Raw genomic sequence first — 15,611 nt, 5'->3', positions numbered from 1 at the left:
AAAGGAGCCATCCCATGGCATTTACGCCCGCAAAATGGCCGCGCCGACTCAGAAGCCAAGAGTGGTACGGCGGCAATTCCCGCGATACGATTTACCATCGCGGCTGGATGAAAAACCAAGGCTACCCGCATGACCTGTTCGACGGACGCCCGATCATCGGCATCCTGAACACATGGTCCGAGCTGTCGCCCTGCAACGGCATCCACATGAAGGAACTGGCTGAGAAGGTGAAAGCAGGCATTTGGGAGGCTGGTGGATTCCCGGTCGAAGTGCCGGTGTTCTCCGCCTCGGAAAACACCTTTCGCCCGACCGCAATGATGTTTCGCAACTTGGCCGCTTTGGCCGTGGAGGAAACCATTCGCGGACAACCGATGGACGGCTGTGTGCTTTTGGTTGGCTGTGACAAGACCACGCCATCGTTGATGATGGCTGCGGCCTCTGTCGATTTGCCCGCCATCGTGGTGACCGGCGGGCCGATGCTCAATGGCTACTACCGCAACGAACGGGTCGGGTCAGGCACGCATCTTTGGAAATTCTCCGAAGCGGTGAAAGCGGGCGAGATGACGCAGGACGAGTTCTTGGAAGCCGAGGCCTCGATGTCGCGCTCCACCGGCACCTGCAACACCATGGGCACGGCATCCACCATGGCGTCGATGGCCGAAGCCTTGGGCATGGCTTTGTCGGGCAACGCCGCAATCCCTGCCGTGGACAGCCGCCGCCGCGTGATGGCGCAACTGTCCGGGCGGCGCATCGTTCAAATGGTCAAAGACGATTTGAAACCCTCCGACGTGATGACCAAGCACGCGTTTGAAAACGCCATCCGCACCAATGCCGCCATCGGCGGATCGACCAACGCGGTGATCCACCTTTTGGCGATGGCGGGCCGGGTGGGCATTGATTTGACGCTTGAGGATTGGGATCGTTGTGGTCGCGATGTGCCGACGATTGTGAACCTCATGCCCTCCGGCAAATACCTGATGGAAGAGTTCTTTTACGCGGGTGGTCTGCCTGTCGTGATCAAACGTCTGGGCGAGGGCGGGTTGCTCCACAAAGACGCGATCACCGTGTCTGGCCAATCCATGTGGGATGAGGTCAAAGGCGTTGTGAACCACAATGACGACGTGATCCTACCCACAGACAAAGCGCTCACACAATCGGGTGGCATCGTCGTGGTCAAAGGCAATTTAGCGCCGAAAGGTGCTGTGCTCAAACCCTCCGCCGCCACGCCCGCGCTGTTGCAGCACAAAGGTCGCGCGGTCGTGTTTGAGGACATTGATGACTACAAAGCCAAGATCGAAGACCCCGATCTCGATATTGATGAGACCTGCATCATGGTGATGAAAAACTGTGGCCCCAAAGGCTATCCGGGCATGGCCGAAGTGGGCAACATGGGTCTGCCGCCGAAGATCCTGAAAAAGGGCATCACCGATATGGTGCGCATTTCGGATGCCCGGATGTCGGGCACCGCCTATGGCACCGTCGTGTTGCACACCTCACCCGAAGCCGCCGCCGGTGGCCCGCTCGCTGTGGTGCAAAATGGCGATATGATTGAGTTGGATGTCGCCAATCGTCGGTTGCATTTGGACATTTCGGATGCGGAATTGGCCGAACGGCTCGCAAACTGGACACCCCAACATGAGCGCGCCGAAAGTGGCTATGCTTGGTTACATCAACAACACGTTGAGGGCGCAGACACGGGGGCCGATCTGGATTTCCTCAAAGGTTGTCGTGGCTCGGCTGTCGGAAAGGATTCGCATTGATGCAACTTGCACTCGTAGGGATCGGCAAGATCGCAGTGGACCAACATATCCCCTCGATTTCCGCGTCGGATCAATGGGACTTGGCGGCCACTGTGTCCCGCCATGGTGCGGTTGATGGCGTCGACAGCTATACCGATTTTGACCAACTCCTCAGCGATCGCCCCGACATCCGTGTGATCTCCCTCTGTCTTCCTCCGGTGCCGCGGTTTGACTATGCCGCAAAGGCACTCATGGCTGGCCGTCATGTGATGTTGGAAAAGCCCCCCGGGGCGACCTTGGCCGAATGCCATGCCTTGACCAAACTGGCCAAAGACAACGGCCTGTCGCTCTATGCCACATGGCATTCGCGCGAGGCAGATAAGGTGGCGTTGGCCAAAGCATGGCTCGCGGACAAAACGCTTTTGAACCTGAAAGTGACGTGGAAAGAAGACGTGCGCCGTTGGCACCCGAACCAGGATTGGATTTGGGAGCCGGGCGGCATGGGGGTGTTTGATCCGGGCATCAATGCGCTGTCCATCGTGACCGAAATCTTGCCCGTGGACATTCATCTGCGTGACGCCACACTGATGGTGCCCGAAAACCGTCAAACCCCGATCGCCGCCAATCTGGCGTTTTATCATCCCCGCGGAGCCAACGTCAGTGCCGCGTTCGATTGGCGCCAAGAGGGGGATCAAATCTGGACCATCGAGGCGGTGACGGATCAAGGCACCCTGACGTTGCTCGATGGCGGCGCACGGATCATGGTGGATGGCCGTGAAGACGCGCTTGTAGACGACACCCCGCTCAGTGGCGAATACCCCCGCCTTTACGCCAATATGGCCGCTTTGATTGCGCGTGGCGGCATCGACATGGACCTGCGCCCGATGGTGCATGTCTCAGATGCGTTGGCCCTTGGCCGTCGGATCGCCGTTGACCCTTTTCACGACTGACACGAAAGATTTCCCGCTATGAAACACCCCTTAACTGGCATTCTTCCCGTCGCCCCCACGCCGTTTTTTGCCGATGGTCAAGTCGACTCTGAGGGCATGAAGCGCGTGTTGGATTGTATGATCGACCAAGGCGTCGATGCGATCTGTATCCTTGCCAATTACTCCGAACAATTCCTGTTGTCGGACGAAGAACGCGCGCTTTTGACCCGTGTGAGTTTGGAACATGTCGCCGGTCGCGTTCCGGTGATCGTGACCATTTCGCATTTCGCCAATGAGATTGTCGTAGCCCGTGCGCGCGAAGCACAGGCCATGGGCGCCGCGATGTTGATGATGATGCCGCCCTATCATGGCGTCGGTCTGGTCCCGCCTGAACACGCCATTTTCGGCCAATTCAAAGCCGTTTCTGACGCGGTGAATATCCCAATCATGGTCCAAGATGCGCCTTTGTCTGGCGTGACATTATCTGTGCCATTTTTAGTTCGGATGGCAAAAGAGATCGAAAATGTGTCTTATTTCAAGATGGAGACACCCTTTGCCGCCGATAAACTCGCAGCCCTTATCGAGGCGGGTGGTGATCACATCGTTGGCCCGTTTGATGGCGAAGAGGCGGTCACGCTTTTGGCCGATCTGGACGCAGGTTGTACCGGGACGATGACCTCCGCGCTTCAGCCGGAAAAAATCCGCCCCATCCTGATCGAGCACCGCGCCGGCAACATCGACGCGGCTTTGGATCAATGGCGTTTGTGCCTACCGTTGATCAATCACGAGAACCGCCAATGCGGCCTGCGCGCGGCGAAAACCGTGATGATGGAGGGTGGCGTGATCCAAAGCGATTATGTCCGCGCCCCATTGCAACCGATGAGCGCGCGCACCAAAACACGACTGTTGCAACTGTCGCGTGACCTTGACGTTATCGCCCTGAAATGGGGCAAATAAGAGAGGACATCCTCCCATGACCTTCACTCCACACGGCAAACATCTGATCGCAGGCGACTGGGTTGCGAGCAAAGACACATTCGCCTCCGCCCCGGCCCATGGCTCGTCACATCTGTTTTCACACGGCACACCTGATGTGGTGGACCGGGCGGTGCAAGCCGCCGAAGAGGCATTTTGGTCCTTTGGCTATAGCTCCCGCGAAGATCGCGCCGCATTATTAAACACAATCGCAGACGAGATCGAAGCCCGCGCCGAAGCGATCACCGAGATCGGATCGCAGGAATCCGGCCTGCCCGAAGGCCGCCTTCAGGGCGAACGCGGCCGCACCACGGGCCAGTTGCGCCTGTTTGCCACGCATATCCTCAAGGGCGATTATTTGGACCGCCGTCATGACGTGGCCTTGCCGGATCGTCAGCCTTTGCCACGCCCCGACATTCGGATGATACAGCGCCCGATCGGCCCGGTGGCCGTGTTTGGAGCCTCTAATTTCCCGCTGGCGTTTTCCACCGCAGGCGGTGACACGGCGTCGGCGCTGGCGGCGGGTTGTCCGGTTGTGGTCAAGGGCCACGATGCCCACCCCGGCACGGGCGAAATCATCGCCGAGGCGATTCATGCCGCGATCCAAAAATGCGGCGTACACCCCGGCGTGTTCTCACTCGTGCAAGGCGGCTCGCGCGAGGTGGGTGCGGCGCTTGTGCAGCATCCCCTCATCCGCGCCGTGGGCTTTACTGGCTCCTTGGGTGGCGGTCGGGCCTTGTTTGATCTCTGCGCCCAGCGTCCGGACCCGATCCCGTTTTTCGGCGAATTGGGCTCGGTCAATCCGATGTTCCTTTTGCCCGCTGCGATGTCCACGCGCGCGGCAGAGTTGGGCACAGGCTGGGCCGGATCGCTGACAATGGGAGCGGGGCAGTTTTGCACCAACCCGGGCATTTCCATCGTCATCGACGGGCCTGACGCCGACACCTATATGGACGCCGCGATCAAAGCCCTGTCTGCCACCGGCGCGCAAGTCATGCTCACCGATGGGATCGCCAAGGCCTACCGCTCTGGCCGAGACAAAATCGCCGCCACAAGCGGTGTCCAAGAGGTGCTGACCTCGACCTGCGACCTGCGCAACGCGACCCCCTATCTCTTTGCCACGACCGGGGCCGAATGGCTCGCGAATGAGGTTTTAGGCGAAGAGGTGTTTGGGCCGCTTGGCCTGATTGTTCGGGTGACGGATGTGAATGAGATGAGCGCGGTGGCCAAATCGCTTCAGGGACAATTGACCTGCACGCTGCACATGGACGCGGGCGATGCCGATCTGGCGCGTTGCCTTTTGCCAATCCTTGAACGCAAAGCTGGGCGCATCCTTGCCAACGGTTTTCCGACCGGGGTCGAGGTCTGTGACGCGATGGTGCATGGCGGGCCTTATCCGGCCTCGACCAACTTTGGCGCGACCTCGGTCGGCACCCTGGCGATCCGTCGCTTCCTACGCCCTGTCAGCTACCAAAACATCCCAGAGGCCGTCTTGCCGGGAGATCTGATCGGGTGAGCCCATTTGCAGACTGGATTGGCGTCGACTGGGGCACCTCGAACCTCAGGCTTTGGGCGATAGACGCCCAAGGTCAGGTGAGGATCGAGCGGAGTTCGGATCAAGGCATGGGACGGTTGACGCCGGAGCAGTTTGAGCCGGTGCTCCTGAACCTTTGCGACGGTCTGCTTGATCCTGCGCGCACGACCCCCGTACTGATCTGTGGCATGGCGGGGGCGCGACAAGGCTGGGCCGAGGCCCCCTATTTGCCGGTCCCCGTCACCTTGGGCGCACTTGGCACCGGGGGCGTTGCGCCTTTGATCACATCGCCCTTGATCACTGTGCGTATCCTTCCCGGCCTGTCCCAAGCCACGCCCGCCGATGTGATGCGAGGTGAAGAGACCCAAATCGCCGGGTTCGCAGCCCTTCATCCCGAATTTGACGGCACTCTCTGTCTGCCCGGCACCCATAGCAAATGGGTGACTTTGGCGCATGGAACAGTGCGCCACTTTCGCACAGTGATGACGGGTGAGATGTTTGCGCTTTTATCCGAACACTCCGTGTTGCGGCACAGTGTTGGCCGCAACATTGCCGGGGATACGCTCGATGAGGCCGCATTCATACGGGGCGTACTCCACGCTTTGGATGCGGGGGAGACGGCCTTTGCCGCGCTGTTTGCTCTGCGCGCCGAAAGCCTTTTGAACGCCACACCCTCCTCGACCTTGCGTTCTCGACTTTCCGGGCTTTTGATTGGCATCGAATTGGCCGCAACTCGCGATTTTTGGAGCGGACACAAGGTGACTTTGATCGGCGCTGGACCCTTGACCACACTTTACGCACGCGCGCTGTCCGAACTCGGTTCCACACCGCACATTGAGGACGGGCGCGATCTTGCTCTGTGCGGATTGCACGCCGCCTACCCGCATATGTTTGAGCCATAAGGACATCGCATGACACGCAACATCATCGCCATTTTGCGCGGTATCACCCCCGATGAGGCGGTGCCCATCGCCGAGGCTCTGATCGCTGAGGGCATCACCAAGATCGAAGTGCCATTGAATTCGCCAAACCCGTTTGCCTCGATTGCCGATATGGTCAAGGCCTGCGGCGCACGGGCGGTGATTGGTGCGGGGACCGTGCTTGAGACTGCGCAAGTGGCGCAGCTCAAAGCCATCGGCGCACAGCTTGTGGTCTCGCCCAACATGGACCCCGAGGTGATCCAGGCGACGAAAGCCGCCGGGATGCTGTCCTATCCTGGCGTGATGACCCCGTCCGAATGCTTTGCTGCGCTCAAAGCCGGAGCGGATGGGTTGAAACTGTTCCCCGGCGTGCTTTTGGGGCCCGAAGGGTTGAAAGCGATCCGCGCGGTCTTGCCCGCAGGCACCGAAGTGCTTTGTGTTGGTGGGGCAGGTCCAGATAATTTTGCCGAATGGGCCGCGGCCAGTGTTGATGGCTTTGGCATTGGCTCGGCGGTTTACAAACCCGGCGACAGTGTCGATGTGGTCCGCGACAAGGCACGCAGCATTGTCACCGCCTATGATGCGGTGTTCGCGCAATGAGGGCGCAGGTTTTTGATCCCCGCCCCTGTGTTTTGGGCGAAGGGCCGCTTTGGCACCCACTGCGACAAGAGCTTTTTTGGTTCGACATCATCGCATGCCGCCTCTTGGCCCGCCAAGGCGAAATCACACGAATGTGGCAGTTTGACGAACATCATTCGGCGGCGGGTTGGGTTGATCACGATACGCTTTTGATCGCCTCGGAGACGGGTCTTTGGCGGTTCAACATTGAAACCGGACAGCGTGATTTGGTTGCGCCCTTGGAGGCAGATCGGCCCGAAACCCGCTCAAACGATGGTCGTGCCGATCGGCAGGGTGGGTTTTGGATCGGCACCATGGGCAAACACGCAGAGCCCGGTTTGGGCGCGATTTATCGTTTTTACAAAGGCGAGGTGGTGCGGCTGTTTGACGGGCTGACCATCCCCAATGCCATCTGTTTTGCCCCCGATGGGCGCATGGCGTATTATGCTTGCACCAAGACCGGACAGATCAACCGTCAGCCGCTCGATGCGGCGGGGTGGCCTGTGGGCGCACCTGAGGTATTTATTGACCTGAACGATGCGGGATTGAACCCCGATGGCGCAGTCGTGGATGCCGAAGGCGGGATTTGGAATGCGCAATGGGGCGCGGGCCGCGTGGCGCGGTATTTACCGGATGGGACGTTTGATCGCGCCATATCGGTTGGTGGGGTGCATAGCTCCTGTCCGGCCTTTGGGGGGCCGGATTTGAACACGCTGTTTGTGACCACCGCGCGCGAAGACATCCTCGCACCGGATGCGGCACAGGGCATGGTCTACGCCTGTGACGCGGGTGTGAAAGGGCTACAGGAGCCGCACATCCTTCTGTAAGGGCCTTAAGACGCGTTCAAGCTCTCCAAAATCCGCTCATGTACATCTGCGGGCAACGCCTGAATGGCGCGTTCAATGGCAAGCCGTTCTTGGTGAGCGGTATGGAGTTGATCAATCAGCGAAATCACCACGCCCAGAGCTGTCTCATCCAAATCCAAATCAAACGACAGATCGCAGAGCAATTCCAGCCGTGCAATGTCAACGCGCCGAAACACATACCCTGCCTCACCCCGATCGGGCCTTACAAACTCGGCCTCGACAAAGCGAACAAGTTGGTCCCGGCTCAATCGGGTGATCGTGGTGATCACGTCTTCTTCGGAAAAATGCTCGGTCATGAGTGGCCCCCTTTCATCAGATCAACGCGAGGATCAAAGGCATTTTTGTCACGATGCGCGGCCATAAAGTCTCGTAAATCTGCATCGACCTCAGGCGGGACGACGATTTTAAGCTCGACCTTTTGATCGCCTTTCTCTTTCGCCCCAGCGCGTTCAATGCCACGCCCCCGCAACCGCAGAATGCGCCCCGAACTGCTGCCAGGCGGAATGGTCAAATCCACGGGACCGTTGATCGTCGGCGTGCTGACTTTGCCGCCCAAAATCGCCTCTTCGATGGTAATCGGCAGCGTCAGGAAAATATCATCCCCGTCGCGGTGAAACACCGGATGCGGGCGTACAGACACGGTGATCAGCGCATCTCCGGCGGGGCCTTGTCCAAATCCGGGCGCGCCTTTGCCACGCAGACGGAGGGTTTGGCCATCCGCAGTTCCTTTGGGAATACTCACCGAAAGAGCCTGCCCGTCCGGCAAGGTGATCCGTGTTTTGGTGCCCAAAGCAGCCTCCAGAAACGGCACGTCAAGACTATACCGCAGATCAGCACCACGCGCTGAGGCCCCTTGGCCACCAAACCCGCCACCGCCGGATTGCCGCGCGCGATTGCGCAGGATTTCAGCGAAAATGTCGGCGGGATCGGTATCCGCACCATAGCCCCGCCGTTGCTGATAGGTATTGTCGGAAGCATCCGCAAAATCACGGTAATATTGGCGCGGAGGCCGTTCCGCCCCCTGCGCGTCAATCTCACCCGCATCATAGCGTGCGCGGGTTTCCGGCTTTTTCAAAAGATCATAGGCCGCGCCAATCGCTTTAAACCGATCTTCCGCATCGGGATCATCCGGGTGCAAGTCAGGGTGGCTGGTGCGCACAAGTTTGCGATAGGCTTTTTTGATCTCATCTGCCGTCGCCGATACAGTCAGGCCAAGCACTTTGTAAGGATCATCAGGCATTTTGCCTCCTTTTCGTCCTGCACAACGTCACCTCTGATCTGGCATGCGCAAGGGCTTATTCGTCCGTATTTCGATCTGACAGATACCTGGCCAACACAAACGCAGCCGTAAAGGCCACGAGCGAGGGAAGCGTGTCTGTTTCGGGATTTGCCGCAGTGGGTTCGGGTGCAGGCTGGGGGCTGGGTGGGTCGGTTCGGTCCTGTCGCGCTTCGTGCAGCGACAGGGCCAAAATCACCCCTGCGCTGACAATCAAGCCGACGCCCATCACACCCGCCGCCATTGGCGGGCCAAGCTCTACGCTTAACGTCAGGTAGGCCCAAAGCAACACAAAGCAGACGCCCACGCCCGCAATCAGCCCAGCAATCACAATGGCGATGGCCGACCAGAGCATCCTGCGTGCGCCCGCTTTGATGTCACGTTCTGCGCGTTGCAATAAAGGGAACACCATTCGCCTCAACGCCGCGACGCGAGCCCAACCAAAAGCCCCGCAACTGCAGCCAGACCGATGGCCATAAAAGGATGGGTGGTGACCGATGCTTCAAGCTGTGCCTCGGCACTGCGACCTTTGCGCTCAACATATTTTTGCGCTTCCTCAAGCCCTTCGGCAATATCGGCACTCATGTCGCGCCCCTGCTTGGTCGCGGTCGACCCAACGGACTGTGCGAGCTTTGCAATGTCCTCGCGCAAAACGGCCAATTGCTTGGTCAGTTCTTCGAAATCTTTGGCAACAGACGCAGCATCGGGGGTGTTGGTTTCACTTTTCATCGAAAACTCCTTCTGTGGAACTGGCATTAAAAAGGGCGGAAAATCAAAGTCGAACCCCCTCTCGGGCCTGTTCTATGGTTTGACCTTGGGAGGAGTCGCCAGAGGTGTCAACCGCAGCTTCGGCTCCAAGAACACCTGTGCAACTCTATGCCCACGCGTCCGACCCTCGCCATAGTCAGCCGCGCAAAGATCATATATGGTCGTAGCGCCTGAATTCCACCGCATCTGCCCCCTCTTGCCCCTCACACGGACCCTGTCATGCCCCTGTTTGTCACCGATAAAATCGAAATTGCCGATTGGGAGATCACCGAGCAATTCGTGCGCGCCTCCGGTCCCGGCGGGCAGAACGTGAACAAGGTCTCAACGGCGGTGGAACTTCGCTTTGAGGCGGCGCGCTCACCGTCCTTGCCGGAGCCAGTGAAAAACCGACTGCGGCGCTTGGCGGGGCGGCGCTGGACCAAAGACGGCGCTCTGGTGATGTTCTGCGACGAAACCCGGCATCAAGCGCGCAACCGCGAGATCGTGCGAGAACGGTTGGTGGAGTTGATCAAACAGGCGGCGGAAAAGCCGAAATTCCGGGTCAAGACCAAACCGACACGCGGGAGTGTCGAGCGGCGGATCAAGGCGAAGAAGGTCCGGGGGGAAGTGAAGGCGCTGCGGGGGCGGGTGGATTAACCATTAATTAAGTTTGGAAATACCGAGAGCATTCTCAATTTGGGACTTTTGGTTCTTCAAACTACGGTAGTCGCTTGGCGTCTTAACAATTGTCAGGCATTCCAAGCCTTCCAAATCTGGATTTGGCTCCAGCCTGACATGATTTTTCTCTGATTTTTGTGTGTATCCATATCTGGTTAACAACACCGAAATTTCTTTTGGAAATTTTTTTGGATCGCGAATAACCCTATCAAGTTGCCGCTTGAGCTCATCTACTTCTTTGGATCGCACGTTTTTTCAAGCAATTGTCTAGCAACAGCCTTTGTGCGACCGTCAAGACCATACATTTCAGCAGCTTGAAGTGCTGCTTTGATGAGGTATTGAAGCCGATCACTTGTCTCACCTTCGTAAATTTCCATAATATCCATAACAAACAGATCTTGGTTCCACTGCGATGAATTTGTCTCATTACCTATGAAGCTCGAGGCAACCATTAAAGCGCGAGCTTCAAGCTCTTTAATGCGCTCTTTGAGAGCTTCAATTTCTTGTGTATACAGCTCTTCGGTCTCTTTGACGCTAAGTCGGTTGCGATCTCGTTCTCGCTGCCGCCTATAAGCCTGTTCCTGCAATTCAGTCCAGTCCCAACCCTTCGCAGGAAGACGAGAGCGCAGGTCGTAACAATACTCGAATATCCAAGAGAAAAGCTCATGCGCATTTTTAATCGCTCCGCCGACGTAGAATTTTCTACCCCTTGGAGAGCCCGGAGCATAAACTCCAACTGAACCGCCGTAAACGTTGGCTCCAGCCACTAGGTCGCGAACTCTGATGCTAAAATCCCGCGAAGGCTCCACGACTATATGCGCCACTCCTCCTAGATCATAAGCTAACTTGCCGATCTGCTCTCGAGACAAGGCGTGTTTGTTATTATTTTCACATGAAACGTATACAATAGGGAGGTGAAAACTTGCAGCTCCCGAAACAATTTCCGCAGCAACTTGAACTGAAGCGGCGGTTTCATCTAGGAACTGAGCTTTGTCGGAAATCGAAAAATAGCCGTCATCTCCGGCCTTGCCCTCCTGAATAAGAGCTTTAATGATAAAAGGTTTCCTAGGCTGTTCAATTAATGCAGTAGAACTTTGTGCGATGCACTGTGTGCGGACTCGAAGTATTGAAAAATCGCTATCGTCTAATTGTCCCGAAATTACCAATTCGGTTCGCCAAAGGCGTCCATCCGCATCAGGGTTATCGTATCTAAAACCTATAGCCCTTGAACCATCTTTGCTCGTAAATTCTTGAAGTTTTAGCTCCTCGCCATTTTCAGAAGAGATACTTGCATTTTCTCGTTCAAGGTCAGATTTTGCAGACGCGTTAAACAAACAACAGTAACTTGTGCCTTTAAGCCAACCGGTTACCAATGCAACAAACTCAGCTCTTGAGTAATTATTTACGGGAAATTCTGTGGAAAATGGCAGCATTTGAAAATTCCTAGTTTATTCTAAACTACCACATCCATAGCACGCTGATCCCCAACCCCAAACACCCGTTTATACCGCTCGACCTCGGCCTTCGGCCCCATCGCCTTGTTCGGATTGTCGGACAGTTTCACCGTCGGTTGCCCGTTGGCTTCGACCGCTTTGCAGACCAAGCTGAACGGTGCCAAGGCATCGCCTGCGGTCAGGCCTCGGAAGTCATTGGTTAGCAAAGTGCCCCAGCCGAAAGACGTGCGAACCCGCCCCGCGAATTGCGTGTGCAGTTCGATGATTTTGTCGGTGTCCAAGCCATCGGAAAAGATCACCAGTTTCTTGGTTGGGTCTTCGCCGCGCGCTTTCCACCAGTCAATCGCCACTTCCGCCGCCGTCGCGGGATCACCGCTGTCGATGCGGATGCCGGTCCAGCCCGCAAGCCAATCCGGCGCGCCATTCAAAAAGCCACGCGTGCCGTAAGTGTCGGGCAGGATGATGCGCAGGTTGCCATCGTGTTCTTCGTGCCAGTCGGCCAGCACTTCATAGGGCGCTTGGCGCAGCGCGGCGTCGGATTGGGCCAGCGCAGAATAGACCATGGGAAGTTCATGGGCATTGGTGCCAACTGCTTCGAGATCGCGTTTCATCGCGATATGGCAATTCGAGGTGCCCGAAAATTTCTCGCCCAGCCCCTCAACCATCGCCTGAACGCACCAATCCTGCCAAAGGTAAGAATGGCGGCGACGGGTGCCGAAATCAGCGATTTTGAGCCCCTCAAGCGGTTTCAGCCGTTCGATTTTTTCCCAAAGTTTGGTCATGCCACGGGCGTAGAGCACCTGAAGCTCGAACTTTTTCATCGGCCCAAGCACAGCCCGCGAACGCAGCTCCATCAAGATCGAGAGCGCCGGGATTTCCCAAAGCATGACCTCGGGCCACGAGCCTTCGAAGGTCAGTTCATATTGGCCGTCTTTTTTCTCAAGCTGATAAGGCGGAAGGCGCAGGTTTTCAAACCACTCCATGAAATCCGGGCGAAACATTTGGCGTTTGCCATAAAACGTATTGCCACGCATCCATGTGCTTTCCCCACGCGACAGGGAGAGAGAGCGAACATGGTCCAACTGTTCGCGCAGCTCGCCCTCATCAACCATCTCGGCCAAGCGGATGGATTTGGAACGGTTGATCAGCGAGAAGGTGACCTGAGTGTCAGGTTTGTTGCGAAACACCGACTGACACATCAGAAGTTTATAAAAGTCAGTGTCGATCAGGGAGCGGACAATCGGGTCGATTTTCCATTTGTGATTGTAGACGCGGGTGGCGATATCGACCATGAGCAGGCCCCTTCTTGTGACAGAACGGTTAAAGCAGGGCAGAGAGGGGTTTGGCAAGCAGGCCCATGGTTTTGTTCGTCATTTGCAAAGATTTACGTGTTAGACGGGATTTGAATTGTGACAAAAGGACAGATGATGAAAGCGATTTTGGCAATGGTGTTTTGGATCTTGGCCACAGGGTCGGCCATGGCGCAGAGTGATTGGGACTACGGGTCGTGGCGGGTGTCCACCTTTTCCGAAAACGTGGGAACGGCAGGGATCGTTGAGGACGTCTATCACTATTGTATCGCCAGCAGTGGCGGCGATGGTGACCCGCGGATTTCGATTGAGTTCATGAGCCATGATGCGGGCCCGCCGACGGTGTACCCTTCCGTGGTGATCGAAGAATACGCACCACGCGGCTATGACACCCAGATGCAGGACGGCATGACCGGCTACATCATCTTCGACAGCTATGAGACCGCCGCCGCTACCCCCATCACAAGCTATGACCCCGACGGCTATAAAATTGCACGGGTGAGTTATGATCAGCCCTACAGCCAATGGATGTTGCAAAAGATGCAGGCCAACGGACGGTTGGATTTGGTCATTCAGGGGCGACCTGTGGCGGCATTTCAACTCAATGGATTTACGGCGGCTTACCTAAAGGCCGCAGACGAATGCGGATTTTCCGGGGTCGGCGTGATCCCGTAATTATCGGTCGCGCGGGGTCCAATCCTCGTCTGTCTCCACCCGTTTGTCGCCGCGATGCCTCAGTTTCATCGCCAGCCCAAGCGCGATGCCCACACCGATGGCAAGAGTCAGATCGGTGAGCACCGTGAGCAAAAGTGTGATGAGCAAAAGCACCTGATCCGAACGGGGAGCACGCAGATAACTGCCCCAGCGATGCGGCTCAGACATGTTCCACGCGGTCAAAAGCAACAGACCCGCGAGGGCAGGCATCGCAAGATACCCAGCCAATGGCGCGGCTAGCATCAAAATAACGAGAATGGTCAGCGCATGGACGATCCCCGCCACCGGGGTTTTGCCGCCCGCGCGCACATTGGTCGCAGTGCGGGCAATGGCACCTGTCGCGGGCAAACCGCCAAACAATGACGATCCCAGATTGGCCGCCCCCTGTGCCAAAAGCTCCGCATTCGAGCGATGTTTGCCCGAAATCATGCGATCCGCAACCATGGCGGACAAAAGCGATTCAACACCTGCCAAAAACGCGATGATCACGGCCGAAGACAAAAGGGCACGCACCCGATCAAAGCTCAGGTCAGGCAGATGCGGCATCGGCAGGCTACGTGGCAAATCGCCAAACCGCGATTGAATGGTCGCGACAGGCAGATCAAAAAGTGCCACTGCCGCAGAGGTGATCGCCACCGCCACAATCAGCCCCGGCAACCGTGGCGCAACCCGGCGGAACAAAACGATCAACACCATGGTGGCCAATCCTATGGCAAAGGCCGACGGGGTCATGACAGGCAAGGCGTGCCAGATCGCGGGAATTTTCGCGATAAAATCGGCGGGCATCGTGCCGGTCAACCCCAAAAGATCGGGGATTTGGCTCGTGGCAATGATCACAGCGATGCCGATGGTAAAGCCGTTGATCACCGCTTCGGGCACATGGCGCACCAAGCCACCGGCATGGAATGCCCCGGCCACCAACAGGATGATCCCGGCCATGAAGGTCGCGGTGACCAATCCGACATAGCCATGCGTCGCCACCACCCCGGCAACCACCACGATAAACGCCCCGGTCGGTCCGCCGATCTGAACCCGGCTGCCGCCCAGCGCGGAGATCAAAAACCCCGCGACGATTGCGGTGACAATCCCCTCCGCAGGCCCTGCGCCAGAGGCGATGGCGATGGCGATGGACAGTGGCAGCGCGACCAAAGCCACGGTGATGCCCGCAAAGACATCGGCTCTAAACTGGGCTTTTGAGTAGGTTTTGAGAGTGGTGAAAAGTTTCGGTGTCATGCTCTTAAATGATCTCAACCCCGGCGGCTTTCATCCCGTCGATCGCCGCCGCCTTTGAGCCATCCATATCAATGGCACGACACAAATCCTCGCGAACAGAGACTTTGAATCCAAGCCGCGCTGCATCGACAGCGGAGAAATTCACACAGAAATCAAACGCCAAACCGACCAGTGTGAGCGTGTCGATCCCACGGGTTTTGAGATAGCCCTCAAGTCCGGTTGGGGTCACATGATCATTCTCGAAAAAGGCCGAATAACTATCTATCTCAGGGTTATACCCTTTGCGAATGATCAGGTCGCCATCAACCCGAAGCCCCGGATGAAAGGCCGCGCCGTCCGTGCCCTGAATGCAATGGTCGGGCCAAAGCACTTGCGGGCCATAGGGCATCTCGGTGGTGCTAAAGGGCGGTGCCGAATGGGTGCTGGCAAAGGACGAATGCCCCGCAGGGTGCCAGTCTTGCGTCAGGATCACGGCAGCGAACTCATCCATCAAAGCATTGACGCTGGGCACGATCTCATCCCCCCCGGGCACGGCCAGCGCACCGCCGGGACAAAAATCGTTTTGGATGTCGATGACGATCAAGGCTTCATTGGCTGAACGCATGGGAGTCTCCTTTG

The 15,611-nt window shown here is 57.3% G+C and carries 17 protein-coding genes; 9 read left to right on the top strand and 8 right to left on the bottom strand.

Annotated features, from left to right (window positions below; translation table 11 throughout):
• Positions 1-14 precede the first annotated feature (14 nt).
• From araD to DA792_RS17225, 7 genes are read left to right on the top strand one after another with little or no spacing between them, the layout of a single operon-like run.
• The gene (gene araD, locus DA792_RS17255) at positions 15-1,760 is read left to right on the top strand and encodes an L-arabinonate dehydratase (RefSeq protein ID WP_107721471.1); all 1,746 of its coding nucleotides are present in this window, start codon (positions 15-17) and stop codon (positions 1,758-1,760) included.
• On the top strand, positions 1,760-2,689 hold the full coding sequence (locus DA792_RS17250; RefSeq protein ID WP_107721469.1) for a Gfo/Idh/MocA family protein: 930 nt from the start codon (positions 1,760-1,762) through the stop codon (positions 2,687-2,689). Before araD ends, DA792_RS17250 begins: the two co-directional genes overlap by 1 nt.
• A gap of 18 nt (positions 2,690-2,707) precedes the next feature.
• Entirely contained in the window at positions 2,708-3,625 is a 918-nt protein-coding gene (locus tag DA792_RS17245) for a dihydrodipicolinate synthase family protein (RefSeq protein ID WP_107721467.1), read from the top strand.
• Positions 3,626-3,641: 16 nt separating this feature from the next.
• Entirely contained in the window at positions 3,642-5,159 is a 1,518-nt protein-coding gene (locus tag DA792_RS17240) for an aldehyde dehydrogenase (NADP(+)) (protein WP_107721463.1), read from the top strand.
• The gene (locus tag DA792_RS17235) at positions 5,156-6,079 is read left to right on the top strand and encodes a 2-dehydro-3-deoxygalactonokinase (RefSeq protein WP_107721461.1); all 924 of its coding nucleotides are present in this window, start codon (positions 5,156-5,158) and stop codon (positions 6,077-6,079) included. The genes DA792_RS17240 and DA792_RS17235 overlap by 4 nt, the downstream gene beginning before the upstream one ends.
• A gap of 9 nt (positions 6,080-6,088) precedes the next feature.
• Positions 6,089-6,697, top strand: coding sequence for a 2-dehydro-3-deoxy-6-phosphogalactonate aldolase (locus DA792_RS17230; protein ID WP_107721459.1), 609 nt, complete (start codon positions 6,089-6,091; stop codon positions 6,695-6,697).
• Positions 6,694-7,542, top strand: a complete 849-nt coding sequence (locus DA792_RS17225; RefSeq protein ID WP_107721457.1) for an SMP-30/gluconolactonase/LRE family protein — start codon at positions 6,694-6,696, stop codon at positions 7,540-7,542. Before DA792_RS17230 ends, DA792_RS17225 begins: the two co-directional genes overlap by 4 nt.
• Before the next feature lie 5 nt (positions 7,543-7,547).
• Here DA792_RS17225 and DA792_RS17220 read toward each other — a convergent pair whose 3' ends face one another.
• Genes DA792_RS17220 through DA792_RS17205 form a run of 4 tightly spaced genes read right to left on the bottom strand, consistent with a single transcriptional unit; the run spans position 7,548 to position 9,586 of the window.
• The gene (locus DA792_RS17220) at positions 7,548-7,877 is read right to left on the bottom strand and encodes a hypothetical protein (protein WP_107721455.1); all 330 of its coding nucleotides are present in this window, start codon (positions 7,875-7,877) and stop codon (positions 7,548-7,550) included.
• Positions 7,874-8,821, bottom strand: a complete 948-nt coding sequence (locus DA792_RS17215; RefSeq protein WP_107721453.1) for a DnaJ C-terminal domain-containing protein — start codon at positions 8,819-8,821, stop codon at positions 7,874-7,876. The genes DA792_RS17220 and DA792_RS17215 overlap by 4 nt, the downstream gene beginning before the upstream one ends.
• Before the next feature lie 55 nt (positions 8,822-8,876).
• Entirely contained in the window at positions 8,877-9,269 is a 393-nt protein-coding gene (locus DA792_RS17210) for a phage holin family protein (protein ID WP_107721451.1), read from the bottom strand.
• A gap of 5 nt (positions 9,270-9,274) precedes the next feature.
• Positions 9,275-9,586, bottom strand: coding sequence for a DUF883 family protein (locus tag DA792_RS17205; protein WP_159075312.1), 312 nt, complete (start codon positions 9,584-9,586; stop codon positions 9,275-9,277).
• A gap of 258 nt (positions 9,587-9,844) precedes the next feature.
• On the opposite strand from DA792_RS17205, the gene arfB reads away from it, so the two are divergent.
• Positions 9,845-10,261 carry an alternative ribosome rescue aminoacyl-tRNA hydrolase ArfB gene (arfB, locus tag DA792_RS17200; protein ID WP_009570143.1) on the top strand — a complete coding sequence of 139 codons (417 nt, stop codon included), beginning with the start codon at positions 9,845-9,847 and terminating at the stop codon, positions 10,259-10,261.
• 251 nt (positions 10,262-10,512) lie between these two features.
• Here the strand turns inward: arfB and DA792_RS17195 are convergent, their stop codons facing one another.
• Together DA792_RS17195 and pncB are read right to left on the bottom strand one after the other, a co-directional pair.
• Positions 10,513-11,715 (bottom strand): hypothetical protein, encoded by a 1,203-nt coding sequence (locus DA792_RS17195; RefSeq protein WP_159075311.1) that lies wholly within the window; start codon positions 11,713-11,715, stop codon positions 10,513-10,515.
• A 20-nt stretch (positions 11,716-11,735) separates the two neighbouring features.
• Positions 11,736-13,028, bottom strand: a complete 1,293-nt coding sequence (gene pncB / locus DA792_RS17190; RefSeq protein WP_107721445.1) for a nicotinate phosphoribosyltransferase — start codon at positions 13,026-13,028, stop codon at positions 11,736-11,738.
• A 132-nt stretch (positions 13,029-13,160) separates the two neighbouring features.
• On the opposite strand from pncB, the gene DA792_RS17185 reads away from it, so the two are divergent.
• Positions 13,161-13,721 carry a hypothetical protein gene (locus DA792_RS17185; protein ID WP_159075310.1) on the top strand — a complete coding sequence of 187 codons (561 nt, stop codon included), beginning with the start codon at positions 13,161-13,163 and terminating at the stop codon, positions 13,719-13,721.
• Here the strand turns inward: DA792_RS17185 and DA792_RS17180 are convergent, their stop codons facing one another.
• Together DA792_RS17180 and pncA are read right to left on the bottom strand one after the other, a co-directional pair.
• Positions 13,722-14,993: a SulP family inorganic anion transporter gene (locus DA792_RS17180; protein ID WP_107721441.1), complete on the bottom strand. Its 1,272-nt coding sequence runs from the start codon at positions 14,991-14,993 to the stop codon at positions 13,722-13,724. It abuts the gene before it with no gap.
• Positions 14,994-14,997: 4 nt separating this feature from the next.
• Positions 14,998-15,597, bottom strand: coding sequence for a bifunctional nicotinamidase/pyrazinamidase (pncA, locus tag DA792_RS17175; RefSeq protein ID WP_107721439.1), 600 nt, complete (start codon positions 15,595-15,597; stop codon positions 14,998-15,000).
• Positions 15,598-15,611 lie beyond the last annotated feature (14 nt).

This window comes from Celeribacter baekdonensis (assembly GCF_003047105.1).
Classification (GTDB): Bacteria; Pseudomonadota; Alphaproteobacteria; order Rhodobacterales; family Rhodobacteraceae; genus Celeribacter; species Celeribacter baekdonensis_B.
This window is presented reverse-complemented; position numbering and strand designations above follow the sequence as displayed.

What these genes read in the sequence shown, in the direction of transcription:
- araD (WP_107721471.1), top strand. Translation starts at nt 15, where the DNA reads ATGGCATTTACGCCCGCAAAATGGCCGCGCCGACTCAGAAGCCAAGAG.
- DA792_RS17250 (WP_107721469.1), top strand. Translation starts at nt 1,760, where the DNA reads ATGCAACTTGCACTCGTAGGGATCGGCAAGATCGCAGTGGACCAACAT.
- DA792_RS17245 (WP_107721467.1), top strand. Translation starts at nt 2,708, where the DNA reads ATGAAACACCCCTTAACTGGCATTCTTCCCGTCGCCCCCACGCCGTTT.
- DA792_RS17240 (WP_107721463.1), top strand. Translation starts at nt 3,642, where the DNA reads ATGACCTTCACTCCACACGGCAAACATCTGATCGCAGGCGACTGGGTT.
- DA792_RS17230 (WP_107721459.1), top strand. Translation starts at nt 6,089, where the DNA reads ATGACACGCAACATCATCGCCATTTTGCGCGGTATCACCCCCGATGAG.
- DA792_RS17225 (WP_107721457.1), top strand. Translation starts at nt 6,694, where the DNA reads ATGAGGGCGCAGGTTTTTGATCCCCGCCCCTGTGTTTTGGGCGAAGGG.
- DA792_RS17220 (WP_107721455.1), bottom strand. Translation starts at nt 7,877, where the DNA reads ATGACCGAGCATTTTTCCGAAGAAGACGTGATCACCACGATCACCCGA.
- DA792_RS17215 (WP_107721453.1), bottom strand. Translation starts at nt 8,821, where the DNA reads ATGCCTGATGATCCTTACAAAGTGCTTGGCCTGACTGTATCGGCGACG.
- DA792_RS17210 (WP_107721451.1), bottom strand. Translation starts at nt 9,269, where the DNA reads ATGGTGTTCCCTTTATTGCAACGCGCAGAACGTGACATCAAAGCGGGC.
- DA792_RS17205 (WP_159075312.1), bottom strand. Translation starts at nt 9,586, where the DNA reads ATGAAAAGTGAAACCAACACCCCCGATGCTGCGTCTGTTGCCAAAGAT.
- arfB (WP_009570143.1), top strand. Translation starts at nt 9,845, where the DNA reads ATGCCCCTGTTTGTCACCGATAAAATCGAAATTGCCGATTGGGAGATC.
- DA792_RS17195 (WP_159075311.1), bottom strand. Translation starts at nt 11,715, where the DNA reads ATGCTGCCATTTTCCACAGAATTTCCCGTAAATAATTACTCAAGAGCT.
- pncB (WP_107721445.1), bottom strand. Translation starts at nt 13,028, where the DNA reads ATGGTCGATATCGCCACCCGCGTCTACAATCACAAATGGAAAATCGAC.
- DA792_RS17185 (WP_159075310.1), top strand. Translation starts at nt 13,161, where the DNA reads ATGATGAAAGCGATTTTGGCAATGGTGTTTTGGATCTTGGCCACAGGG.
- DA792_RS17180 (WP_107721441.1), bottom strand. Translation starts at nt 14,993, where the DNA reads ATGACACCGAAACTTTTCACCACTCTCAAAACCTACTCAAAAGCCCAG.
- pncA (WP_107721439.1), bottom strand. Translation starts at nt 15,597, where the DNA reads ATGCGTTCAGCCAATGAAGCCTTGATCGTCATCGACATCCAAAACGAT.